We start from the raw sequence: 23,195 nt of genomic DNA, 5'->3' as shown, positions 1-23,195 counted from the left end.
AAACCACCAGCTGGCGCGTTTCCTGCAAGCCCCCTGTCATATCGCCATAAATCGTGCAGTCACACGATCCGTGGCCGGTGACGAACAAGAGGGGACAACATGAAGGCGGTAATTCTGGCCGGTGGACTGGGCACGCGTATCAGCGAGGAGTCCCATCTCAAGCCCAAGCCCATGATCGAGATCGGCGGAAAGCCAATTCTCTGGCACATCATGAAGCAGTACTCGGCCCACGGCATCCATGACTTCGTGATCTGCCTGGGCTACAAGGGCTACGCGATCAAGGATTTCTTCGCCAACTACTTCCTGCACACCTCCGACGTCACCTTCGACATGCGCGCCAACCGCATGGACGTGCACCAGAACTACAGCGAGCCATGGCGTGTCACGCTGGTCGACACCGGTGAAGAGACCATGACCGGCGGCCGCCTGCGCCGTGCCGCGCGCTACCTGGCGGGCGAAAAAGCCTTCTGCTTCACCTACGGTGACGGCGTCTCGGACCTGAACATCGGCGCCTTGGTGGACTTCCACCAGGCCCATGGCAAGCTCGCCACGGTAACCGCCGTACAGCCCCCGGGGCGCTACGGCGCACTGGAGCGCGACGGTGAGCAGGTGCGCGGTTTCGTCGAAAAACCCCGTGGCGATGGCGGCTGGATCAACGGCGGCTTCTTCGTGCTGTCGCCCAAGGTGATCGACTACATCGACGACGACCAGACTTCCTGGGAGTCCGAACCGCTCGCCCGGCTGGCCGCAGCGGCGCAGCTCAATGCCTTCCAGCATGACGGCTTCTGGCACCCGATGGACACGCTGCGCGACAAGAACCACCTGGAGCACCTGTGGCAAACCGGGGAGGCCCCATGGAAACAATGGGACTGAGCCCGGCGTTCTGGCAGGGCAAGCGTGTTCTGCTGACCGGGCACACGGGCTTCAAGGGCAGCTGGCTGGCCCTCTGGCTGCGTGAACTGGGCGCGCAGGTCACAGGCTTTGCCCTGGACCCGGCAACCGAGCCCAGCCTGTTCGAGCTGGCACAGGTCGGCCGCGAGATCACCGATGTGCGCGGCGACCTGCGAGACCTTGGTGCGCTGCTCGACGCCGTGGCCGAGGCACAGCCTGAAATCGTCCTGCACCTGGCGGCGCAGCCGCTGGTGCGCGAAGCCTATCGCGACCCGCTGGGTACCTACTCCAGCAATGTCATGGGCACCCTTCACCTGCTGGAGGCCATGCGCCAGGTCGGTGGCGTGCGGGCCTGCGTGCTGGTGACCACCGACAAGGTCTATGCCAACCAGGAGTGGCCTTGGCCTTACCGCGAGAACGAAGCCCTTGGCGGGCATGACCCGTACAGCAGCAGCAAGGCTTGTTGCGAGCTGCTGGCGCAATCCTACGGCGCGTCGTTCTTCCCGGCGGACAAACATGCCGAACATGGCCTGGCGCTGGCGACCGCACGCGCCGGCAATGTGCTGGGCGGTGGCGACTTCGCGGTCGATCGGCTGATCCCGGACGTACTCAAGGCCTGGTCGGCGGGTACGCCTGTGACCCTGCGCTACCCCCAGGCCGTGCGCCCCTGGCAGCACGCCCTGGAGCCGCTGGCCGGTTACCTGCAACTGGCCGAGCGCCTGTATCGCCAAGGCCCGGCTTACGCGGGTGCCTGGAACTTCGGGCCCGCTGAGCAGGACATGTGCAGCGTTGGCGAGGTGGTGGCGCATCTCGCCCGCCAGTGGCCGCAGGCACCGGGCATGCACGTGGAACCGAGCGAGCTGCACGAGGCTGGCCTGCTGCGCCTGGACAGCTCGCGTGCGCGACAGCTGCTGGGCTGGCGCACGCGCTGGTCGCTGCACGATTGCCTCAAGCACACCCTGGACTGGCACCTGGCCTGGCAGCGCGGCGACAACATGCGTGCCGTCACCCTTGACCAGTTGAACCTGTACGCGGAGTTGTCGTGACTGATCTGCTGCTGCACGCCTTGCCCCTCGACGGTCTGTTCAGTGTCCGGCACAAGCGCCACGGCGATGCCCGCGGCCAGTTCGCCCGGCTGTTCTGCGAAACCAGCCTGGGCGCACTGGGGGCGCCGTTCCATGTGCGCCAGATCAACCATTCGCATACCGTCGGGCAGGGCAGCGTGCGCGGCCTGCACTACCAGCTTGGCGACATGCCGGAGGCCAAGCTGATCACCTGCCTGCGCGGTGAAGTCTGGGATGTGGCGGTAGACCTGCGCCAGGGCTCGCCGACCTTCCTGCACTGGCATGCCGAGCACCTGCAGGCCGGGGATGGGCGCAGCTTGTTGATCCCGGCCGGCTTCGCCCATGGTTTTCAGGTGTTGAGCGACGAAGCCGAACTGCTTTACCTGCACAGCGCCGACTATGCCCCGGGCCGCGAGGGCGGGCTGTCGGTGCACGACCCAAGGCTGGCCATCAGCTGGCCGCTGGCTGTCAAGAATCTGTCAGCCAGGGATGCCGAGCATCCCTGGCTGGCCCCATCGTTCACCGGAGTGTGTCCATGAATTGCCGTGGCTGTGGTACTTGCCTGAGCCTGCCCCTGATCGACCTGGGCACCGCGCCGCCGTCCAATGCCTACCTGCGTGCCGAGCAACTGGGCGCGGCCGAGGCCTGGGTGCCGTTGAAGGTCGCGGTGTGCGAGCAGTGCTGGTTGGTACAGACCGAGGACTACACCCGCGCCGATGCGCTGTTCGATGCCGACTACGCCTACTTCAGTTCCTACTCAAGCTCCTGGCTGGCCCATGCCCGCGACTACGTGGCGCAGATGGTCGAGCGCTTCGGCCTGACCACGCAGAGCCGGGTGGTGGAGATCGCCGCCAACGATGGCTACTTGCTGCAGTACGTGGCCGAGCGCGGCATCCCATGCCTGGGCGTGGAACCCACCCGCAGCACCGCCCAGGCGGCGCGGGAAAAGGGGCTCGAAATCCGCGAAGTGTTTTTTGGCCAGCAGGCGGCCGAGGCGCTGGCGGGCGAGGGCTGGTCGGCCGACCTGATGGCGGCCAACAACGTGCTGGCCCACGTGCCGGACATCAATGACTTCCTGCGCGGCTTCGCGACCCTGCTCAAGGCCGATGGCGTCGCCACGTTCGAATTCCCGCACCTGCTCTGCCTGATGGCCGCGCATCAGTTCGATACCCTGTACCACGAGCACTACTCCTACCTGTCGCTGACTGCGGTGAACACCCTGTGCCAGCGCAACGGCCTGGAGATCTTCGATGTCAGTGAGCTGCCGACCCATGGCGGCTCGCTGCGGGTGTTCGTGCAGCGCGCTGGCGGCCCGCAGGTGCGCCGCGCCAGTGTCGATGACCTGCTCGGCATCGAGCTGGGGGTAGGGGTGACCACGGCGGCGTTCTACAACACCCTGGCGCCGGCCGCCGAACGCATCAAGCACCAGCTGCTGCGCTTCCTGCTGCAGGCCAAGGCCGAAGGCAAACGGGTGGTCGGCTACGGCGCGGCGGCCAAGGGCAACACCTTGTTCAACTATGCCGGGGTCAAGCCTGACCTGCTGGCCTGGGTGGCCGACGCCAACCCGCACAAGCAGGGCAAGTTCCTGCCGGGCAGCCGTATTCCGGTGGTGGCCCCGGAGCGCTTGGCCATCGAACAGCCCGATTACGTGCTGGTGTTGCCGTGGAACCTGCTTCAGGAGGTCAGCCAGCAGCAGGCACAGGTGCGTGAGTGGGGCGGGCGATTCGTGATCGCCGTGCCGGAGCTGACCATCCTGTGAGCTGCCTGACCGTGCTGGTTACCGGAGCCAGTGGTTTTGTCGGCCGGCACCTGGTCGGCGCGCTGCTGGCGCGCGGCCACCGGGTGCGTGCCGTTGCGCGCCACGTGGATGCTGCCCGGGCGATGCCGTGGTTCGACCAGGTCGAGTTCGTCGGCGCCGATGTGCATGACCCGCAGCTGGACGTCGGCGCGCTGTGCGAAGGCGTCGATGCGCTGGTGCACCTGGCCTGGCCCGGCTTGCCCAACTATCAGGGGTTGTTCCACTTGGAGCACAACCTGATGGCCGACTACAGGTTCATCCAGCGTGTGGTGCAAGCCGGGGTTGCCCGTGTGCAGGTTACCGGTACCTGCCTGGAATACGGCCTGCAGGACGGCGAACTGGGCGAGTCGCTGGTCTGCCAGCCGGGCAACCCCTACGGCCTGGCCAAGCACAGCCTGCGCCTGTTCCTCGAAAGCCTGGCCCGGCAGCAGCCATTCGCCTTGCAATGGGTGCGGCTGTTCTACCTGTTCGGTGAAGGCCAGAACCCCAACAGCCTGCTGGCGGCGCTGGACCGGGCCATTGATGCAGGGCAGCCACGGTTCGATATGTCTGGCGGGGAGCAGTTGCGCGATTTCCTGCCCATCGAAACGGCCGCTGGTTACCTGGCCGGCCTGCTTGAACGGACTGATTTCAGCGGGGTGGTCAATTGCTGCAGCGGTCAGCCGATATCAGTACGTACGCTGGTCGAGGCGCATGTCGCCAAGCGCGGCGCGCAGATCGCGCTGAACCTGGGGCATTACCCCTATCCGGCCCACGAACCCATGGCGTTCTGGGGTGATGCCCGCCGGCTGCGGGCACTGTTGGGAGTGGCTTGTGATGAAGCATGAGTTATACCGCGCCACCGGCTTGCCGGTGCTGCAGAACCGCACCTTCGCCGATGCGGCGTCGGCGCGCGCTTCGGCCAGTGCCGACATGCGCCTGGTACAGGATGGCCGCACGGGCCTGGTCTACAACGACGCCTTCGATGCCGACAAGCTCAGCTACGACAGCGACTACCAGAACGAGCAGGGCCACTCGGCGCGCTTCCAGCGCCACCTGGACGACGTCGAAGGCGTGATCGCCCGGCACTTCAAGGGGCGCAGCCTGATTGAGGTCGGTTGCGGCAAGGGCTGGTTCTTCGAACTGCTGCGCGAGCGTGGCTATGCCGTCACTGGGATCGACCCGGCCTATGAGGGCGACAGCCCGGACGTGGTCAAGGCGCCGTTTACCCGCGCGCTCAATCGCCGGGCCGAGGGCATCGTGCTGCGCCATGTGCTTGAGCACATCCAGGACCCGCAGGCGTTCCTGGCCGCCATCGCCGACGCCAACGGCGGGGCTGGGCAGATCTACATCGAGGTGCCGTGCCTGGACTGGATCATCGAGCACAAGGCCTGGTTCGACCTGTTCTACGAGCACGTCAACTACTTCCGCCTGGACGACCTGCGCCGGCTGTTTGGCACGGTCGCCGAGGCCGGGCACCTGTTCGATGGCCAGTACCTGTACATCGTCGCCGACCTCGCCAGCCTGCGCACCACGCTGCAGCCGGTGCCGCCACTGACCCTGCCAGCCGACTTCAGCGCCAGCCTGGACCACGCCGTGGGCATCGTGCAGCGTGACGCCGGGCGCGGTTCGGCGATCTGGGGGGCCTCGTCCAAAGGCGTGATCTATTCGCTGTTCCTGCAACGCGCCGGTGCGCCGGTGGACTGGGTGATCGACATCAACCCGGCCAAGCAGGGCCGTTATCTGCCGCTCAGCGGCGCCCGGGTAAGCTCGCCGCAGGAGGCGCTGGACGCCTTGCCGGACGGTGCGCACCTGTTCGTGATGAATTCCAACTACCTCGATGAAATCCGCCGCATGACCGCAGGCCGCTTCACTTACCACGCCGTCGACAGCGCTGATTTCACACACCTGCCAACCGAGACCGCACAATGACCGACTCGCCGATCAAGGCCTTCGAAGCCGAATGCACCGCGCAAATCGCCGCCCAGGGTGAAGACCAGGCACTGCAGCAAGTGGCCCGCGACTTCTTCAACCAGTCCGCCGCGCACAAGTACACCTACCACTTCTCCTGGATGGGCCGGCCGATCATTCAGCTCCCCCAGGACATGATGGCGATGCAGGAGATCGTCTGGCAGGTCAAGCCAGACCTGATCATCGAGTGCGGCATCGCCCACGGCGGTTCGATCCTCTACTACGCATCCTTGCTGGAGCTGCAGGGCCACGGCGAGGTGCTGGGCATCGACATCGACATCCGCCCGCACAACCGTGAGGCCATCGAGGCGCACCCGATGAGCAAGCGCGTGCGCATGATCGAAGGTTCCAGCATCGACGCCGGCATCGCTGCGCAGGTCCGCGCAATTGCCGAAGGCAAGAAGGTCATCCTGGTGCTCGATTCCAACCACACCCACGCGCACGTGCTCAAGGAACTGGAACTGTATGCGCCGCTGGTGGCGGTGGGCAGCTACTGCGTGGTGATGGACACCGTGGTCGAGGACATGCCGGCCGACTTCTTCCCCGATCGCCCGTGGGGCCATGGCGACAACCCCAAGACCGCGGTCTGGGAGTACCTCAAGGGCAACGACAGCTTCGAGATCGACTACCCGTTGCAGAACAAGCTGCTGGTCACTGTGGCACCGGACGGCTACCTGCGCCGGGTTCGCTGAGACACTCAACAACGGTTCGATTTCTTCGGCGGCAACGCCAATGGTGGTGAAGACTATGCAAGGCAATTTCGCGGCAGACCAGGCAGCCACGCTGCGTGAGCGGTTCACGCTGGTATTGATGACGCACAACCGGCCGGCGTTCCTGCAGCGCACGCTGCAGTACTACAGCGATTACCCGTGCTCGATCCTCGTGCTGGACTCCTCGACCGAGTCGGCCGAAGCGATGGCAGCGCAGTACCCGGGCGTCGAGTACCTGCACCTGCCGCAGTTTTCCTACATGGGCTTCCAGGCCAAGCTGACCTATGGCGTGAACCGGGTAAGCACGCCGTACATGGCCTTTGCCGCCGATGACGACTTCCTGCTGTTCGACGGGCTGAACCAGTCGCTGGACTTCCTCGACGCCAACCCGGATTACGGCATCTGCCATGGCTACTGCCTGAACTACCTGGCCGAAGCCACCAAGGTCAACTACTACCGGCGCAACAAGAAGGTTCGCGAAGACTATGACGCCCCGCGCGCTGAACAGCGCCTGCTGGATTACATGGGCGAATTCCTCCCGCCGTTTTTTGCCGTCACCCGTACCGCGCTGCTGCGCCAGTGGTTCGAGTTGCTGCCAGAGAACACCAGCTTCGAGTGGCAGGAAATCGGCCATGCCTACTTCCTGCTGACCAACGCCAAGGCGCGGGTCCTGCCGATCGCCTATGCCGTGCGTGAAACCAACTACGGTGTTTCCGAGCATCGGACCGAGGTCATTCATGTGCTGGCCTTCACCGACGCCAAGTCGGTGGCCGAGCGTGAACAGTTCGCCGATTTCCTCGCCGGCCTGCCTACCGCTATCGAGGGGCTGGACCATGCGGCGCGGCGCCAGTTGGCCCTGGACAGCTTTGCCGCCATGGCCGAAGGCCTGTTCCAGGGGCGGGCGGTGACGCTGGACCTGGTCTGGGGGTCAAGCTGGACCGACCCGCTGAAGCCGCCAGTGCGCACCTTCGAGCCGGCCCAGTATGTCGAGCTGCCTTTCTACAACCAGGCGTTCTTCGATCAGCTCACCGCGTTCGAATTTCTGATTCATGCCATGCCGGCCGGTCGCCTGCAGTTGCAGCAACTGGAGCCTCTGCTGCTGCGCCAGGAGCAACTGTTGCAAGCCCATGCCAGCGACACCCCGGGCACCGTCGGCAGCCGCCTTTGGGCTGCCCTGGGGCACAACGCCTTCAACCGCGAGGTGGTGCGTCGCCTGGCCGGGCACCTGCGCGACAACGGCGAAGCCGATGAGAGCGAGGCACTGTTCGCCTGGCTGGCGCGCCTGGAAGCTGTGCTGAAGCAAAGCGGCCGCGAGCTGCTCGGCAGCATGCCTTCAGGCCGCCTGCTCGACTGGCTGGAGGCGCGCAAGCCAGATGCCACGGCACTGGCCGCGATCGACGAACACCTGGCGCTGCACCAGGGCGGCCCGCAGTTCGGTATCCTGCTGCTGGACCTGAACAACAACCAGGCCGCGTTGCAGGACACGTTCGACAGCCTGCTGGCCGGGCTGAGCAAGGCCTTCCGGATCATGGTCTTCACCACCGGTGAGCCGCCGATGGCCACCTCGCTGCACAACACCCTGCATTTCATCAAGGTCAGCCGCGAGGACTATGTCGAGCGCATCAACCAGCTCGCCCGGCAGTCCTCTTGCCAATGGCTGCTGCTGGCCGAGGCCGGTGACCGTTTCACTGCAACCGGCCTGTTGCGCGCCAGCCTCGAACTGCTCAACGCACCGGATTGCCGTGCGGTCGCGGTCGACGAGATCCAGCAGCAGGCCGATGGCGCCTGGCGTGAGCTGTTGCGTCCGGGGGTCAACCTCGACCTGCTGCAGACCAACCCCGCGCTGATGGCGCGGCATTGGTTGCTGCGTAGGGAAGTGCTGGTGGAGGCGGGCGGTTTCGACAAACAGTACGACCAGGCGCTGGAGTTCGACCTGCTGCTGCGCCTGATCGAGGCTGGCGGCCTCAATGGCCTGGCCCACCTCGACGAGCCAGTGCTGATCACGCCGGCACCGCAAGCCTCGGCCAGCGAGCATGCCCGCCAGGCCCTGATCCGGCACCTGGCGAGCCGTGGCTACAAGGCCCAGGTCAGTACCCCGGTGGCCGGTACCTTGCGTATCGACTACCGGCACGTCGAGCGGCCGTTGGTGAGCATCCTGCTGCGCAGCCAGGACAACCTGGATGCACTGCAGCGCTGCCTGAAGAGCATCCTGCAGCGCACCCGCTATGCCCGCTACGAGGTGCTGATCGCCGATAACGCCAGCCAGTCGCCACAGTTGCTGGAATGGCTGGCGCAACAGCAGCAGGCCGGTGGCAAGGTGCGCGTGCTGCAAAGCGCCGAGCGCCTCAGCCCGGCTGCGCTGTGCAACGCTGCCAGTGCCGAGGCCAAGGGCGACTACCTGGTGTTGCTGGCGGCGGATGCCGAAGTGGTCAACGCCAACTGGATAGAGGCGCTGCTGAACCAGGCGCAGCGTCCGGAGGTGGGCGTGGTCGGCGGCAAGCTGCTGGATGCTGATGGCAAGCTCACCCAGGCCGGCTTGATGCTGGATGCCGAAGGCGCCGTCACGCCAGCCTGCGCCGGCGAGGCGGCCAATGCGCCGGGTTACCTGAACCGGTTGGCTGTGGAGCAGAACCGTGCGGCGGTCTCGGCCAGTTGCCTGATGGTTCGCAACGAGGTGTTCCAGGCCCTTGGTGGCCTGGACGAAACCACCTTTGCCCAGGCGTTCGGCGATGTTGACCTGTGCCTGAAAGCCGCTGCAGCTGGCTTGCTGACGGTCTGGACACCGCAGGTACAGGTGATTCACCCCGGCGAGGTGGCCTCAGACCCGGCGCTGCTGGCGGCGCTGAGCGCCAAATGGTCGGCGCAGTGGCAAGGGGCGGCCCAGCACCAGGTGCTGGCCCCTGCCAAGGCGGCGCTGGACTGGGTCGGGCTGATCGGCTGAAAACGGCGGGTTGCGGGGCTGGCCTGTATCTTGCTTCGAGCTGGGGTACAACGCGCGCGAGTCAGAAATTTGTAGGCTGCGCGCTGGCCTGACCCTGCAACCGGGCGCCGTCGTCAGTCGATGGCGCCGCCCCTAGGATCGACGCATGTTCGACGACAAGTCCATTTTCATCTCCGGAGGAACCGGCTCGTTCGGGCGCCGCTTCATCGAACGGCTGCTCGAGGTCTATCGACCACGCCGGGTCGTGGTGTTCTCCCGCGACGAGCTGAAACAGTACGAAATGCAGCAGCGCTTCAATGCGCCGTGCATGCGCTACTTCCTCGGCGATGTGCGTGATGCCGAGCGTGTGCGCCAGGCCATGCGCGGTATCGACTATGTCGTCCATGCCGCGGCGCTCAAGCATGTGCCGGCTGCTGAGTACAACCCCACAGAATGCATCCGCACCAACGTCAACGGTGCCGAGAACATCATTGCCGCAGCGATCGAGAATGGCGTGCAGAAAGTCGTCGCGCTGTCCACTGACAAGGCGGCCAGCCCGATCAACCTGTATGGTGCGACCAAGCTGCTGTCCGACAAGCTGTTCGTGGCTGCCAACAACTTCGCCGGGCAGCAGGATACCCGCTTTGCCGTCGTGCGTTACGGCAACGTAGCCGGCTCGCGGGGTTCGGTAGTGCCGTTCTTCAAGCGCCTCATCGAAGAGGGGGCCTGCGAGCTGCCGATTACCGACCCGCGCATGACGCGGTTCTGGATCACCCTCGAGCATGGCGTGCAGTTCGTGCTGGACAGCTTTGCCCGCATGCACGGTGGCGAAGTATTCGTGCCCAAGATCCCGTCCATCCGCATTGTCGACCTTGCCAGCGGCATGGCTGGGCACTTGCCGCAAAAAGTGGTTGGCATACGCCCCGGCGAAAAACTGCACGAATTGATGATCCCACTGGATGATGCGCGGATGACCTTGGAGTTCGGCGATCATTTCACCATCGTTCCATCGATCCGCTTCAACCACACGGATGTCGATTTTGCGGTCGATCGCGTCGGTGAAACCGGGCGCTGGGTTGCCGAGGATTTCGAATACCGTTCCGATACCAATCCCGCCTTCCTGAGCAAGGCCCAACTGGCCGACCTGCACGCAGGGCTGCCGGCGTGATTCCCTATGGTCGGCAGAACATCGATGCGTCTGACATCGCCGCAGTGGTCGAGGTGCTGCAGTCCGAATGGTTGACCCAGGGGCCATTGATCGAGCGCTTCGAGCAGGCCATCGCCCAGCGTTGCGGCGCCGGTTACGCGGTGGCGGTGTGCAACGCCACCGCCGGCCTGCACCTGGCCTGCCTTGCCGCTGGCCTGGGCAGTGGCGACTGGCTGTGGACCACCCCGATCAGTTTCGTCGCGTCTGCCAACTGCGGGCGCTACTGTGGGGCGGGCGTCGATTTCGTCGACATCGACCCGCAGACCTGGACCATCGACGTAGCCGCTTTGGCACTGAAGCTCGAAGAGGCGGCTCGGCAAGGGTGCTTGCCCAAGGTCGTGGTCGCCGTGGCATTCGCCGGTCAGAGTGCTGACCTGCGAGCGATCGCGGCACTGGCCCGGCAGTACGGCTTCACCCTGATCGAGGATGCGGCCCACGCGGTCGGCGCGCGCTATGCCGGCAAAGCGGTTGGCTGCGGCGAGTTCGCCGATATGACAGTGTTCAGTTTTCACCCGGTGAAGATCATTACCACAGGCGAAGGTGGCATGGTCCTCTGTAATCGTGCCGATCTCGATAGTCGCTTGCGTTTGCTACGCAGTCACGGCATCACCCGTGATGCCAACCAGATGCGTGAAGAGAGCCATGGTGCGTGGTATTACCAGCAGCTCGAACTGGGGTTCAACTACCGCATCACTGATTTGCAGGCAGCCCTGGGCCTTTCCCAGCTGACCCGGCTGGATGCGTTTCTCGCCCGCCGTCGTGAGTTGGCGGCCCGTTACCGGCGCTTGCTGGCGCAATTGCCGGTGACGCTCCAGCAGCACCAGGCGCAAGCGGAATCAGCTTGGCACCTGTTTGTGGTGCGCCTGCAAACAGATCGCATACAGCGTTCTCACCGGGAAATTTTCGATGGGATGCGCGCTGCCGGGGTTGGGGTCAATCTTCATTACATCCCTATTCACCTGCAGCCCTACTACCGCGACCTGGGCTTCAAGCCCGGGGACTTTCCGCAGGCTGAGGCTTACTACGCTGAGGCCCTGAGCCTGCCCCTGTATCCGGACCTGAGCGAGGCGCAGCAGGATCATGTGTGCAGCTGCCTGCGCGAGCTGTTGGAGCCGTCCGCATGAATGAGTGCCCGGAAAGCAGGGTCGCAATCATTCCAGCTCGCGGTGGCAGCAAGCGGATCCCGCGCAAGAACCTCAAGGCATTCGCCGGCGTACCGATCATTGCCCATTCGATTCGCGTGGCGCTCGCCAGTGGCTTGTTCGATCACGTGGTCGTCAGCACCGATGATCCGGAAATCGAGGCGGTGGCGCGACAGCATGGTGCCCAGGTGCCGTTTCGTCGGCCCGCGCACCTGGCCGACGACCATGCGACCACCCATGCTGTGGTCAGCCATGCCCTGGAGGTACTGACCAGCCAGGGCCAGGTGCTGACCCATGCCTGTTGCATCTATGCCACTGCGCCTTTCCTGCAGCAGCGCTTCCTGCATGAGGGGTTGGCACTGTTGCGCCAACACCCGGAGCGCGCTTTCGCCTTTTCGGTGAGTGGTTTCGGCTTCCCTGTCCAGCGGGCGCTGACACTGGACGCCGAGGGCGCGCTGGTGCCGCTCGATCCGCAGTATCGCGAGACCCGCTCGCAAGACCTGGCACCGGCCTATCAGGATGCCGGCCAGTTCTACTGGGGGCGGGTAGAGGCCTGGTTGCAGAATGAGGTGCTCTACTCCGAACGCAGCTTGCCAGTGATCATCCCCCGGCACCTGGTGCAGGACATCGACACCGAAGACGACTGGCTGCGCGCGCAATATCTGTACGCAGCGCTCAAGGCAGGAGGGGAGCTGGAGTCATGAAGGTGCTGTTGCGGGCTGACGCGTCTTCGACCATCGGTATCGGGCACACGGCCCGTTGCCTGACCTTGGCCCAGGCGCTGCGCGCGCAGGGGGCGCAGGTCAGCTTTGCCTGTTGCCTGCTTGACGGTCACCGCCGGGCGGCCATTGAACAGGAAGGCTTCGAGGTCTTTGCCTGGCCGCAGCCTGAGCAAGCGCCGGGCATCGAGGGCTGGGCGGCGGACATCGCCGCGCTGCGCAACGCGTTGCCGGCAGGCGCAGGGTTCGACTGGCTGGTTGTCGATCATTACGCCCTGGATGCGCGCTGGGAGCAGGCTGCCCGGGCATTCGCCGGGCGTATCGCAGTCATCGATGACCTGGCCGACCGCGATCACGCAGCCGACCTGCTGCTGGATCAGAACTTCGGCGCCAGCGAGGCGCGCTACGCGCCGCGGCTGACGGCAGCCTGTCGGCGCTTGCTGGGGCCACGTTACGCCCTGGTCCGGCCTGCGTTCCAGCGGCCGGCCATGACGCCGCCACAGCAGGCGCGTCGGGTGTTGGTCAGCTTTGGCGGTTTCGACGTGGCAGGCATGCTGCCGCGAACCTTGCAGGCACTGGCCGGGTTGGAGGGGCTGCAGGTGACCTGTGTCGCCGGGCTCGGCAACACGCAGCGCGAGGTGTTGAGCCAGTTATGCGCCGGGCGGGCGGGCTGGGAGCTGCATGACTATGTCGATGACCTGCCAGCGCGGATGGCGGCGGCGGATTTGTTCATCGGCGCCGCTGGCGGCACCACCTGGGAGCGCGCCGCGCTGGGTTTGCCGAGCCTGTGCGTGAGTGTGGCGGACAACCAGCAGGCCGCTGCCCAGGCCATGGCCCGGGCGGGCATGCACCTCTATCTGGGCGATGCCGGGCAGGTCGATGTGCCGGCGCTGCGCCAGGCGATCGCCTTGCTGCTGGGCAACCAGGCGCTGCGCCAGAGCTTTGCCGAACGTAGCCGTGCGCTGGTCGATGGGCGCGGTGCACAGCGGGTGGCGGTAGCCATGCTGGGCGCGCACCTGGTGCTGCGCCCGGCCCGCAATGAAGACGCGCGGCTGTTGTTCGACGGGCGCGATGCGCCCGAAGTGCGCCGCCGCTCGCAACAGGGGCAAGCGCTGCGGTGGCCCGAGCATCAAGCCTGGCTGGCCGCGACCCTGGCCGACCGGCAGCGCCTGCTGCTGATCGCCGAAAGCGGCGACGGGCCGGTCGGCAGCGTGCGCTACGACCGCTTGCCAGGCCAGCGTGCGCGGGTGTCGCTGTACCTCTTTGCCGGGCGTTTCGGCCTCGGCTGGGGCAGGGCACTGCTCGCCCGTGGCGAGGCGTGCGCGCGTCAACGATGGCCAGACCTGCAGGCGATCGAGGCCCAGGTGCTGCCTGACAATCAGGCATCATTACAATTGTTCGCGGGTGCCGGCTACGTGCAGTCGCCGTGCTCGTTCGAGCGGGTTTTCCAGGAGTAGTCCATGCACAGTTTCACTATCGGCCACCGCTGCGTCGGCGCGGACCAGCCACCCCTGGTGATCGCGGAGATGAGCGGCAATCACAACCAATCGCTGGCGCGCGCCCTGCAGATCGTCGAAGCGGCCGCTGCTGCAGGTGCCCATGCACTGAAACTGCAGACCTACACCGCCGACACCATGACCCTGGACCTGGCCCATGGCGAGTTCTTCATTGCCGACCCCGATAGCCTCTGGCAGGGCTCGTCGCTGTACGCGCTTTACCAACAGGCCCATACCCCGTGGGAATGGCACCAACCGCTCTTCGAGCGTGCCCGCGAGCTGGGCATGTTGGCGTTTTCCACGCCGTTCGACGAAACCTCGGTGGACTTCCTCGAAAGCCTGGATGTGCCTGCTTACAAGATCGCCAGTTTCGAAAACACCGACCTGCCGCTGATCCGCAAGGTGGCGGCCACTGGCAAGCCGCTGATCATCTCGACCGGCATGGCCAGCCTGGCGGAACTCGAGCGTACCGTTCAGGTGGCGCGGGAGGCGGGGTGTCGCGACCTGGTGCTGCTCAAGTGCACCAGCACCTACCCGGCGAGCCCGCACAACAGCAACGTGTTGACCATCCCGCACATGCGTGAACTGTTCGGTTGCCAGGTCGGGTTGTCGGATCACTCGCTGGGTGTCGGCGTAGCTGTGGCGGCGGTGGCCTTGGGGGCCACGGTGGTGGAAAAACATTTCACACTGGATCGCAGCGAGGGGGGCGTGGATGCGGCGTTCTCCCTGGAGCCCGGGGAAATGGCCGCACTGGTGCAGGAAACCGAGCGCGGCTGGCAGGCGCTGGGGCGGGTGTACTATGGGGCAACCGAGGCCGAGCAGGCTTCGCGGCGCTTCCGGCGCTCGCTGTATGTGGTGCGCGACATGGCCGCAGGCGAGGTCTTCGATGGCAGCAATGTGCGCGCCATCCGCCCGGGCCTGGGGCTGGCGCCGGGGCATCTCGACGCAGTGCTTGGGCGCAAGGCCCGGCAGCCGCTCAAGCGTGGCACGGCGCTGGACTGGTCGCTGCTCGACTGAAGCACGCCCCGGTCGGGGCTTGTTTGCCAGCATGCGCGGGCGCGCCAGCGCAAAGTCGAGGTGACGCACCCAGGCAAAATATGCGATTGTCTGGAAATATTCGTGACCTATCGGTCAGAGCGGGCATCTCCCTCTGTAACCGTTAATGGGGCAGGCGCGCCAACCGTCGCTAGCCTGCCCCGCCTGCTGCCCGGTCCACCCGGCAGCAGAGCCCGTTATTCTGGCGCTGCTCGAGTCATCCGGGCGGCGGTATTGAGCTGTTATTTTTTGGGAAGCCATGATGATCGGCATTAAAAGCATCGCGAGCTATGTGCCCGCTTCCGGCCTGGACAACTATGTGCAAGGCGCGAAATTCGGCAAGGACGAAGAGTTCATGTTCGGCAAGATCGGCGCGAGCTTCCTGCCACGCAAGGACGATGAGCAGGAAACGTCCGATCTGTGCGTGGAGGCGGTCAACAACCTGTTCGCTGCCAACCCGCAACTCAAGCGCGAGTCGATCGATGCGCTGATCGTCGTTACCCAGAATGGCGACGAGGAAGGCTTGCCGCACACCGCTGCCATCGTCCAGCACAAGCTCGGCCTGCCGACCCACGTTGCGGCCTTCGACATCTCCCTGGGTTGCTCTGGCTACGTCTATGGCATTTATGCGCTCAAGGGCTTCATGGAGGCCGCAGGCCTGAAGAATGGCCTGCTGGTGACGGCTGACCCGTACTCCAAGATCGTCAATCCGGAAGACCGCAACACCACCATGCTGTTCGGCGACGCCGCCACCGCCACCTGGATGGGTGAGGATGCCACCTGGCAGCTGGGCAAGTCGAAGTTCGGCACCGACGGCTCTGGCGCGCCGCACTTGAAGGTGACCGATGGCGAGTTCTACATGAACGGTCGTCAGGTGTTCAACTTTGCCCTGATCAAGGTGCCGGCGCACCTGCATGAGCTGCTGGCCGAGTCGGGCCTGGAGAACAAGGACATCGACGCCTTCTGCATCCACCAGGGCAGCGCGGCGATCGTCGATGCCGTGGCGCGGCGCTTCGAGGAAGACCCAGAAAAGTCCCAGGCCGACAAGTTCGTCAAAGACATGCTGGAGACCGGCAACACGGTATCTTCCAGTGTGCCGCTGCTGCTGCAGAAGCATATGTTCGACGGCAGCTGGAAGCGCGTGGCCATCAGCGGCTTCGGGGTTGGCCTGTCGTGGGGCTCGGCAATTCTCTACAAGGCTGAATAACCGCTGCCATTAGGTTAACCTTCGGTGTTTCGCAGGCAAGGGAAGCTCAACCCATGAGCGAGGTTTTCCAGCGTAACACTGAAGTGCTGCAGCGCCGCTGGCCGGCGCTGCTGGCGCGCCTGCAGGGCGAAGCGGGCGAGGCTCTGCAGGCCGAGTTGGTGGAGGGCCTGGGGTCGACCCTGAGCGTATCCGGCATCCAGCTCACCAGCCGCCACGACCGGCTCGCCGAAGCGCGCTTGCAGGCGCAAAGCCTGCCAGCCGACAGTCCCACCCTTCACCTCTATGGCGCTGGCCTGGGCGATCTGCAGCGCGTGCTGCTGGAGCGGCCAGGGCTTGCGCGGTTGCGGGTGTACCTGCTCAATGGCGCCTTGTTCCAGCTGGTGCTGCAACTGCTCGATCAGTCCGACTGGCTGGCCGACCCCCGGGTCGAGCTGGCCTGTGCCGGCGACAGCGGGGAAATTGCCCTGCCGTTCTTCGCCTTGCCCTCGGAGCTGGTGCTGGCCGATGACTTCAATGCCAAGATCCGCGACCGGCTGATCAGTGAGGCGCACCTGGCCGACAACAACCGCGCCTTCGATGTGGCCGACCCGCGCCTGCAGCAACTGCTTGAAGACAGCTTGCCGCTGCTGCGTCAGGATCCTGATGTGGCCGCGCTGTTCGCTACCCAGGCGGGGCGTGACTGCTACGTGATCGCCACGGGCCCGAGCCTGGCCGGGCATCTGCCGGCCCTGGCAAGGGTTCGTGCGCAGGCCGTGCGGCCGTTGTTCATCTGCGTCGATACTGCCTACCTGCCTCTGCTGCGCGCCGGAATCCAGCCGGACATCGTGGTCAGCGTCGACCACAAGATCCGCGTCCACCACTTGCCGCCAGACGCTTCGGCGGCAACTGCCCTGGTGTACATGCCGATGCTGGATGTCGAGTTGGTCGGCAACTGGCGCGGGCCGCGCTACAGCGCCTATTCCGCCAGCCCCCTGTACGCCGCGGTGCGTGAAGCGATACCGCGTGCGGAATTGTTCGTGGGCGGCAGCGTGATTCACCCGGCGACGGACCTGGCGGTGAAAATGGGGGCGAGCAGCATCACCCTGTTCGGTGCCGATTTCGCCTTCCCGGGCGACCGCACCCACACCGGCTGGGACGATGGCGTGCTTGGTCCGGCCGTTTCGGCTGCGCGCCACTGGGTGCTGGATGGCAATGGCCAGCGTGTGCGTACCCAGCTGAATTTCCGTGGTTACCTGATCGAGCTGGAGCGCTTCATCGCGCAGCATCCCGAGGTGCGCTTCCATAACACCAGCCGGGCTGGCGCGCTGATCGCCGGCACCACCTACGCCCCGGAGTTCTGCCCATGAATGCTGCCAGGCACTGTACCGCGGCCCGCGAATGCGCCGCGCTGTTCCGTCTGGGGCGGGATGTGGAAGGGGCGCTGCGCATGGTCGAGCTGTTCGACGGGGTGTTGCCGCGGGTCGAGCCCCAGGCGGGGGCGGTGGTCCTGCAGGCCATGCTCGATGCGCAACAGCGCCAGGACTGGCTGGCGCTGGCCGACTACCTCGAGTACGAGTTGCTGCACCTGATCGAGCGAGGCCCTTTGCGCTGAAATGTGATCCATATCACATATTGCCTGCGGCCGTCGCGCCGCAGGGCAGGGCTGCAAGGCCCGATTTACAAGGGGTGGCGCCGTGATGGCATTTTTTTTTGGAAAACCCCTAAAGCAACGTGCAAACCCGACGATAACCATTACGAAGGTTCTCTAGGCCACACCCGGCGGATGCCAGGGCCGGAAGCCGCAGTATCCATCCAACGAGGAATTCGTCATGGCATTAACCGTAAACACCAACACCACTTCGCTGGGCGTGCAGAAGAACCTGAACAAAGCTTCCGACTCGCTGAGCACCTCGATGACCCGCCTGTCTTCCGGCCTGCGCATCAACAGCGCCAAGGACGACGCCGCTGGCCAGCAGATCGCCAACAAGCTGCAGACCATGGTCACCGGTACCACCGTTGCGATCAAGAACGCCAACGACGGTAACTCGATCACCCAGACCGCTGAAGGCGCGCTGTCGGAAATCACCAACATCCTGCAGCGTATGCGTGAGCTGGCTCTGCAAGCACGTAACGACTCCAACGGCACCACTGAACGCGCTGCTCTGAACAAAGAGTTCGCGGCCAAGTCCGACGAGATCACCCGTATCGCTTCGTCGACCACCTACGGCACCAGCAAGCAGCTGCTGAACGGCACCGCTGGCACCATGGAGTTCCAGGTTGGCGCGATGACTGGCACCAGCCAGATCCTGAGCGTTAGCATGACTTCGTCGTTCGCCGCTTCGACCCTGGCTGTCGGCACCGGCACCCTGGCAATCTCGGGTACTTCGGACTCCGCAGTTCACACTGCTGTTGACGGCGCTCTGACCGCCATCGACGCCGCGCTGCAAACCGTTGACAACAAGAAGTCGGACCTGGGTGCTATCCAGAACCGCTTCCAGTCGACCATCAACAACCTGCAGAGCATGAACGAGAACTCGGCTGCCGCCATGGGCCGTGTTCAGGATACCGACTTCGCCGCAGAAACCGCTCAGCTGACCAAGCAGCAGACCCTGCAGCAAGCTTCGACCGCAGTTCTGGCCCAGGCCAACCAGCTGCCATCCGCCGTACTGAAACTGCTTCAGTAATAGCGCGATGAAGTTTGGCGAGGGAGTGCATGCGCACTCTCTCGCTTTTTACTTTCAGAGGTGAAGTGCGATGGACATTAGCGTCAAGTCAAGCCCGTCGTATCAGATGTCTTCGCTAGTCGCCAGCATCCAGAAGGATGACGCGGCCGACAAAGCCTCCGGGCAAGTGCGCAAGGCTTCGCAGGAGGACGCTCCCAAGAGCGAGGTCGAGTTGCATTCGGCCGTGAAGGAAATACAGGATTTCGTCCAGTCGTTGCAGCGCAACCTGGAGTTTTCGGTGGATGATTCCACCGGTACGTGGGTCGTCAAGGTCGTTGCCCGTGACAGCGGCGAGGTAATCCGTCAGATTCCGTCGGAGACCGCCCTCGAACTGGCCCGCAGCCTGCATGACGTCAACAGTCTGCTTTTCGATGAGAAAGCCTGACGGCCCGCAGGTCATTTGAACGGTTGTACGGGTGCCAAAGAGGCACCCCGGCTTTTCGGCGTCAACCAGAAAAGGAGGATGTAATGGCAAGTCCAATTCTACCGAGTTTGGGGCTGGGTTCCGGTCTCGATACTACGGCCATTGTGAAGGCCCTGGTTGATGCCGAGAAAACCCCCAAGCAGGGGCAGCTCGATCGCCGCACGTCGGCAAACACCGCTTCGATTTCGGCGGTGGGTAGCCTCAAGAGCGCACTGGCCGCCTACAAGACGGCGATGGACAAGCTCAATGACAGCGCCAACCCGGCGTTCATTGGCTCTGTGGCGGCCACGTCCAACGACAAGTACGTGAAGGCCACTGCCGGCAGTTCGGCAGTCAACGGCAACTATTCGGTGCAGGTTTCGCAGCTGGCCACCGCATCGCGCGTGGCCAGTCAGCGTTACACCGACAGCAGTTCGGTGGTGTCCGCCAGTGGCGGCACCCTGACGCTCACCCAGAATAACGTCAGCTTCGACGTTACCATCCCGGCCAATGCCACGCTGCAGCAGACCCGCGACGCGATCAACGCCCAGGCCACGTCCAAGGGCTACACGGCCAACATCGTCAACGACGGTACCGGCTCGCGCCTGGTGCTGAGCTCCGAGACCATGGGTGAGCTTTCGGATATTTCCGTATCCGGCGTCATGACCATCGACCCGTCGGCGCAGATGACCGATGCCGGTGGTGCCGGTCGCATCGGTGACCTGGCCAAGGATGCCGAGTTCGAAATCGACGGCATGAAGCTGACCAGCAAGTCGAACAAGGTCGACAATGCCATCAGCGGCATGACCTTCGAGTTGCTGTCCAAGACCGAAACGCTGTCGCCGGTGTCCATCAGCGTGACCGCGAACACCGACGGTTTGAAGAAGTCGGTGCAGTCTTTCGTCGATGCCTACAACGCCCTGGTGGGCGCGATCAACACGGTCAGTGTTTCGACCAAGGCCACAGATGGCACCTGGAAGACCCCGGCGCTGTCGGGTGACCCGGCAGTGCGCAGCATGCTGACGGCGCTGCGCAACGAGCTGGTGGTGCCGGGCGACAATGGCTCGGGGCAGCTCAGCGTGCTCTCGCAGTTGGGTATCAACACTGCCCAGGGGACTGGCCTGCTGGAATTCGACAGCACCAAGTTCACCAAGGCGATCAACGATCAGAAGCTCGGTGGCGAAGTCCAGAACCTGTTCAATGGTGATGGCGGCCTGCTCGATCGCATGAACAAGGCCATGGAGCCGTTCTCTGCGACCGGTGGTGTGCTGGATGAGCGCAACAAGTCGCTCGAATCGACCAAAAAGAGCCTGGAGATCGAGCAAAGCTCCCTGGATGCCCGCATCAAGGACCTGGAAGCCTCGCTGACCAAGAAGTACAACAACATGGACACCTTGGTGGGCCAGTTGAACTCGCAGCGAGACAGCGTGCTGTCGATCTTCGATGCCATGACCGCCCAGCAGAAGAAATCCTGACGAGGCGTGATACGTAGCGCCAGCGCAGTCATCGCGCTGCGCGCCAGTGCCAAAAGCCCGGCAGCGCGTGACGCTCTGTCGGGCTTTTTGTATTCTCTCTAAAGTTTTTTGACGCCGCGCCGATAGCCCGGTCATACAGCAACCCCGTGGTGACGAGGTACCCCATGAATCCAATGTTAGCCCTTCGGCAGTACCAGAAGATTGGCGCCCAGGCGCAGACCTCCGAGGCGAGCCCGTATCGTCTGGTGCAGATGCTGATGGAAGGCGGCCTGGACCGCATTGCCCAGGCCAGTGGCGCGATGCAGCGCAAGGACATCGCCGCCAAGGGTATCGCCATCGGCAAGGCCATCGGCATCATCGGCGGGCTGCGTGAAGGCCTGGACCGCGACAACATGACCGAAGAGCTCAACCGTCTCGACAGCCTGTACCTGTACATGACCCGCCGCTTGAGCGAGGCCAACATGCAGAACGATCCGGCGATCCTTGACGAGGTCAGGGACCTGCTGATCACTGTCAAGGAAGGCTGGGACGCGATCGGCGCGCAGTAGGAGGGTATATGAGCAAGGTGATCGAGCGTATCGAACAGACCCGTGACGAGTTGCTGGCTGCACTGGCCAGCCGTGACTGGCAGGCGGTCGGTGAGCTTGACCTTGCGTGTCGCGTCTGTGTCGAGGATGTGCTGGCTGAAGCGCTGAGCAATGAGGCCGCGGTGCGTACAAGTCTTGAGGAATTGCTTGTGGTCTACGGGCAGTTGATTGACGTTGCAAGTGGCGAGCGTCAATCAATAGTCGACGAGATGACGCAAATCCGTCAGGCGAAAAACGCCGCCAAGGTATACCATCTGTTCACTTGACCACAGATGTACAAAAAGCCGTGCGCCATTAATTTGACTGTACGGGGTTTTTTGACTTTACTAGTGGCTGTTTTCGAATTTCAGACGTCCGAACACTGACCATTCAGTCGGAGATGTCGAGCATGCCCTGACAAGGGCGCCGATATGACTAGGGAAGTTGCTATTGCATGTGGCGTGAAACCAAGATTCTCCTGATCGATGACGACAGCGCCCGCCGCCGCGATCTGGCGGTGGTCCTGAACTTCCTCGGCGAAGAAAACCTCCCGTGCTCCAGCCAGGACTGGCAGCAGGTAGCAGGGAGCCTGTCTTCGAGTCGTGAAGTGCTCTGCGTCCTGATCGGTACCGTCAACGCCCCGGGCAGTGTGCTTGGGCTTCTTAAGACAGTGGCTGGGTGGGATGAGTTCCTTCCGGTTCTGCTGATTGGTGAAATTTCTTCTGCGGAGTTTCCGGAAGAGCTACGCCGTCGGGTGCTGTCCAATCTCGAGATGCCGCCGAGCTACAGCCAGCTGCTCGATTCGCTGCACCGTGCCCAGGTCTATCGCGAGATGTACGACCAGGCCCGTGAGCGCGGTCGTCAACGCGAGCCCAACCTGTTCCGCAGCCTGGTCGGCACCAGCCGTGCCATCCAGCATGTTCGGCAGATGATGCAGCAGGTGGCCGACACCGACGCCAGCGTGCTGATCCTTGGTGAGTCCGGTACCGGCAAGGAAGTGGTGGCGCGCAACCTGCACTACCATTCCAAACGCCGCGAAGCGCCGTTCGTGCCGGTCAATTGCGGGGCGATCCCGGCCGAGTTGCTCGAGAGCGAGCTGTTCGGCCACGAGAAGGGCGCCTTTACCGGTGCTATCACCAGCCGTGCCGGGCGTTTTGAACTGGCCAACGGCGGCACCCTGTTCCTCGACGAAATCGGCGACATGCCGTTGCCGATGCAGGTCAAGCTGCTGCGTGTGCTGCAAGAGCGTACCTTCGAGCGCGTGGGTAGCAACAAGACCCAGAGCATCGACGTCCGCATCATCGCTGCGACCCACAAGAACCTCGAAACCATGATCGAGGATGGGACGTTCCGCGAAGACCTGTACTACCGCCTCAATGTGTTCCCGATCGAGATGGCGCCGTTGCGCGAGCGCGTGGAGGACATCCCGCTGCTGATGAACGAGCTGATCTCGCGCATGGAGCACGAGAAGCGCGGCTCGATCCGTTTCAACTCGGCCGCGATCATGTCGCTCTGCCGCCACGGCTGGCCGGGCAACGTCCGCGAACTGGCCAACCTGGTCGAGCGCATGGCGATCATGCACCCGTACGGGGTGATCGGGGTGTCGGAGCTGCCGAAGAAGTTCCGCTACATCGATGACGAGGACGAGCAACTGGTCGACAGCCTGCGCAGCGACCTCGAAGAGCGCGTGGCGATCAACGGCCATACGCCGAACTTCAGCAACCATGCGATGTTGCCGCCAGAGGGCCTGGACCTGAAAGACTACCTCGGTAGCCTGGAGCAGGGCCTGATCCAGCAAGCGCTGGACGATGCCAACGGTATCGTTGCGCGTGCGGCTGAACGTTTGCGTATTCGCCGCACCACGCTGGTCGAGAAGATGCGCAAGTACGGCATGAGCCGCCAGGGCGGCG

22 protein-coding genes are annotated in these 23,195 nt (G+C 64.2%); all 22 read left to right on the top strand.

Features of this window, described 5'->3' with window-relative positions; genetic code table 11:
- Positions 1–99 precede the first annotated feature (99 nt).
- On the top strand, positions 100–873 hold the full coding sequence (gene rfbF / locus APH27_RS22225) for a glucose-1-phosphate cytidylyltransferase (RefSeq protein WP_027921155.1): 774 nt from the start codon (positions 100–102) through the stop codon (positions 871–873).
- A complete protein-coding gene (gene rfbG, locus APH27_RS22220; protein WP_027921156.1) occupies positions 855–1,937 on the top strand; it encodes a CDP-glucose 4,6-dehydratase in 1,083 nt (360 codons plus the stop codon). The genes rfbF and rfbG overlap by 19 nt, the downstream gene beginning before the upstream one ends.
- Positions 1,934–2,494 carry a dTDP-4-dehydrorhamnose 3,5-epimerase family protein gene (locus tag APH27_RS22215; protein ID WP_027921157.1) on the top strand — a complete coding sequence of 187 codons (561 nt, stop codon included), beginning with the start codon at positions 1,934–1,936 and terminating at the stop codon, positions 2,492–2,494. The genes rfbG and APH27_RS22215 overlap by 4 nt, the downstream gene beginning before the upstream one ends.
- Positions 2,491–3,714 (top strand): class I SAM-dependent methyltransferase, encoded by a 1,224-nt coding sequence (locus tag APH27_RS22210; RefSeq protein WP_027921158.1) that lies wholly within the window; start codon positions 2,491–2,493, stop codon positions 3,712–3,714. Before APH27_RS22215 ends, APH27_RS22210 begins: the two co-directional genes overlap by 4 nt.
- A gap of 5 nt (positions 3,715–3,719) precedes the next feature.
- A complete protein-coding gene (locus APH27_RS22205; RefSeq protein WP_177331709.1) occupies positions 3,720–4,580 on the top strand; it encodes an NAD(P)-dependent oxidoreductase in 861 nt (286 codons plus the stop codon).
- Positions 4,570–5,664, top strand: coding sequence for a class I SAM-dependent methyltransferase (locus APH27_RS22200; RefSeq protein WP_060485927.1), 1,095 nt, complete (start codon positions 4,570–4,572; stop codon positions 5,662–5,664). The genes APH27_RS22205 and APH27_RS22200 overlap by 11 nt, the downstream gene beginning before the upstream one ends.
- Positions 5,661–6,395: a cephalosporin hydroxylase family protein gene (locus APH27_RS22195; RefSeq protein ID WP_027921161.1), complete on the top strand. Its 735-nt coding sequence runs from the start codon at positions 5,661–5,663 to the stop codon at positions 6,393–6,395. Before APH27_RS22200 ends, APH27_RS22195 begins: the two co-directional genes overlap by 4 nt.
- 55 nt (positions 6,396–6,450) lie before the next feature.
- A complete protein-coding gene (locus APH27_RS22190) occupies positions 6,451–9,354 on the top strand; it encodes a TIGR00180 family glycosyltransferase (RefSeq protein WP_060485926.1) in 2,904 nt (967 codons plus the stop codon).
- Positions 9,355–9,499: 145 nt separating this feature from the next.
- Positions 9,500–10,501, top strand: a complete 1,002-nt coding sequence (gene pseB, locus APH27_RS22185; protein WP_027921163.1) for a UDP-N-acetylglucosamine 4,6-dehydratase (inverting) — start codon at positions 9,500–9,502, stop codon at positions 10,499–10,501.
- On the top strand, positions 10,498–11,664 hold the full coding sequence (gene pseC, locus APH27_RS22180) for a UDP-4-amino-4,6-dideoxy-N-acetyl-beta-L-altrosamine transaminase (protein WP_060485925.1): 1,167 nt from the start codon (positions 10,498–10,500) through the stop codon (positions 11,662–11,664). The genes pseB and pseC overlap by 4 nt, the downstream gene beginning before the upstream one ends.
- Positions 11,661–12,386: a pseudaminic acid cytidylyltransferase gene (gene pseF, locus APH27_RS22175; protein ID WP_060485924.1), complete on the top strand. Its 726-nt coding sequence runs from the start codon at positions 11,661–11,663 to the stop codon at positions 12,384–12,386. The genes pseC and pseF overlap by 4 nt, the downstream gene beginning before the upstream one ends.
- Positions 12,383–13,858: a UDP-2,4-diacetamido-2,4,6-trideoxy-beta-L-altropyranose hydrolase gene (gene pseG, locus APH27_RS22170; RefSeq protein WP_060485923.1), complete on the top strand. Its 1,476-nt coding sequence runs from the start codon at positions 12,383–12,385 to the stop codon at positions 13,856–13,858. The genes pseF and pseG overlap by 4 nt, the downstream gene beginning before the upstream one ends.
- A gap of 3 nt (positions 13,859–13,861) precedes the next feature.
- Positions 13,862–14,914, top strand: coding sequence for a pseudaminic acid synthase (gene pseI / locus APH27_RS22165; protein WP_060485922.1), 1,053 nt, complete (start codon positions 13,862–13,864; stop codon positions 14,912–14,914).
- Positions 14,915–15,194: 280 nt separating this feature from the next.
- Positions 15,195–16,139 carry a ketoacyl-ACP synthase III gene (locus APH27_RS22160; RefSeq protein ID WP_027921168.1) on the top strand — a complete coding sequence of 315 codons (945 nt, stop codon included), beginning with the start codon at positions 15,195–15,197 and terminating at the stop codon, positions 16,137–16,139.
- Positions 16,140–16,192: 53 nt separating this feature from the next.
- Positions 16,193–17,485: a motility associated factor glycosyltransferase family protein gene (locus APH27_RS22155; protein ID WP_060485921.1), complete on the top strand. Its 1,293-nt coding sequence runs from the start codon at positions 16,193–16,195 to the stop codon at positions 17,483–17,485.
- A complete protein-coding gene (locus APH27_RS22150; RefSeq protein ID WP_027921170.1) occupies positions 17,482–17,730 on the top strand; it encodes a hypothetical protein in 249 nt (82 codons plus the stop codon). Before APH27_RS22155 ends, APH27_RS22150 begins: the two co-directional genes overlap by 4 nt.
- A 217-nt stretch (positions 17,731–17,947) precedes the next feature.
- Positions 17,948–18,802 (top strand): flagellin domain-containing protein, encoded by an 855-nt coding sequence (locus APH27_RS22145; protein WP_060485920.1) that lies wholly within the window; start codon positions 17,948–17,950, stop codon positions 18,800–18,802.
- A gap of 70 nt (positions 18,803–18,872) precedes the next feature.
- The gene (locus APH27_RS22140; RefSeq protein WP_027921172.1) at positions 18,873–19,226 is read left to right on the top strand and encodes a flagellar protein FlaG; all 354 of its coding nucleotides are present in this window, start codon (positions 18,873–18,875) and stop codon (positions 19,224–19,226) included.
- An 83-nt stretch (positions 19,227–19,309) separates the two neighbouring features.
- Complete coding sequence (gene fliD, locus APH27_RS22135; protein WP_027921173.1) at positions 19,310–20,719, top strand: flagellar filament capping protein FliD; 1,410 nt, start codon at positions 19,310–19,312, stop codon at positions 20,717–20,719.
- Between the two features lie 164 nt (positions 20,720–20,883).
- Positions 20,884–21,267, top strand: a complete 384-nt coding sequence (fliS, locus tag APH27_RS22130) for a flagellar export chaperone FliS (RefSeq protein ID WP_027921174.1) — start codon at positions 20,884–20,886, stop codon at positions 21,265–21,267.
- Between the two features lie 8 nt (positions 21,268–21,275).
- Complete coding sequence (locus tag APH27_RS22125; RefSeq protein ID WP_027921175.1) at positions 21,276–21,572, top strand: hypothetical protein; 297 nt, start codon at positions 21,276–21,278, stop codon at positions 21,570–21,572.
- A 167-nt stretch (positions 21,573–21,739) separates the two neighbouring features.
- The coding region (fleQ, locus tag APH27_RS22120) for a transcriptional regulator FleQ (RefSeq protein WP_060485919.1) at positions 21,740–23,195 on the top strand (1,456 nt) is incomplete at its 3' end.

It is taken from the genome of Pseudomonas sp. NBRC 111123 (assembly GCF_001320205.1).
GTDB classification, from domain to species: Bacteria; Pseudomonadota; Gammaproteobacteria; order Pseudomonadales; family Pseudomonadaceae; genus Aquipseudomonas; species Aquipseudomonas putida_J.
The sequence above is the reverse complement of the archived record's forward strand: the minus strand, read 5'-3'. Positions and strand labels throughout refer to the sequence as shown.

Excerpts from the sequence above, each read along its gene's own strand:
- APH27_RS22160 (WP_027921168.1), top strand. The coding sequence starts at position 15,195 with ATGATCGGCATTAAAAGCATCGCGAGCTATGTGCCCGCTTCCGGCCTG.
- fliD (WP_027921173.1), top strand. The coding sequence starts at position 19,310 with ATGGCAAGTCCAATTCTACCGAGTTTGGGGCTGGGTTCCGGTCTCGAT.
- rfbG (WP_027921156.1), top strand. The coding sequence starts at position 855 with ATGGAAACAATGGGACTGAGCCCGGCGTTCTGGCAGGGCAAGCGTGTT.
- fliS (WP_027921174.1), top strand. The coding sequence starts at position 20,884 with ATGAATCCAATGTTAGCCCTTCGGCAGTACCAGAAGATTGGCGCCCAG.
- pseI (WP_060485922.1), top strand. The coding sequence starts at position 13,862 with ATGCACAGTTTCACTATCGGCCACCGCTGCGTCGGCGCGGACCAGCCA.
- APH27_RS22200 (WP_060485927.1), top strand. The coding sequence starts at position 4,570 with ATGAAGCATGAGTTATACCGCGCCACCGGCTTGCCGGTGCTGCAGAAC.
- APH27_RS22150 (WP_027921170.1), top strand. The coding sequence starts at position 17,482 with ATGAATGCTGCCAGGCACTGTACCGCGGCCCGCGAATGCGCCGCGCTG.
- APH27_RS22190 (WP_060485926.1), top strand. The coding sequence starts at position 6,451 with ATGCAAGGCAATTTCGCGGCAGACCAGGCAGCCACGCTGCGTGAGCGG.
- pseF (WP_060485924.1), top strand. The coding sequence starts at position 11,661 with ATGAATGAGTGCCCGGAAAGCAGGGTCGCAATCATTCCAGCTCGCGGT.
- APH27_RS22210 (WP_027921158.1), top strand. The coding sequence starts at position 2,491 with ATGAATTGCCGTGGCTGTGGTACTTGCCTGAGCCTGCCCCTGATCGAC.
- APH27_RS22195 (WP_027921161.1), top strand. The coding sequence starts at position 5,661 with ATGACCGACTCGCCGATCAAGGCCTTCGAAGCCGAATGCACCGCGCAA.
- APH27_RS22145 (WP_060485920.1), top strand. The coding sequence starts at position 17,948 with ATGGCATTAACCGTAAACACCAACACCACTTCGCTGGGCGTGCAGAAG.
- pseB (WP_027921163.1), top strand. The coding sequence starts at position 9,500 with ATGTTCGACGACAAGTCCATTTTCATCTCCGGAGGAACCGGCTCGTTC.
- APH27_RS22125 (WP_027921175.1), top strand. The coding sequence starts at position 21,276 with ATGAGCAAGGTGATCGAGCGTATCGAACAGACCCGTGACGAGTTGCTG.
- rfbF (WP_027921155.1), top strand. The coding sequence starts at position 100 with ATGAAGGCGGTAATTCTGGCCGGTGGACTGGGCACGCGTATCAGCGAG.
- APH27_RS22155 (WP_060485921.1), top strand. The coding sequence starts at position 16,193 with ATGAGCGAGGTTTTCCAGCGTAACACTGAAGTGCTGCAGCGCCGCTGG.
- APH27_RS22140 (WP_027921172.1), top strand. The coding sequence starts at position 18,873 with ATGGACATTAGCGTCAAGTCAAGCCCGTCGTATCAGATGTCTTCGCTA.
- pseG (WP_060485923.1), top strand. The coding sequence starts at position 12,383 with ATGAAGGTGCTGTTGCGGGCTGACGCGTCTTCGACCATCGGTATCGGG.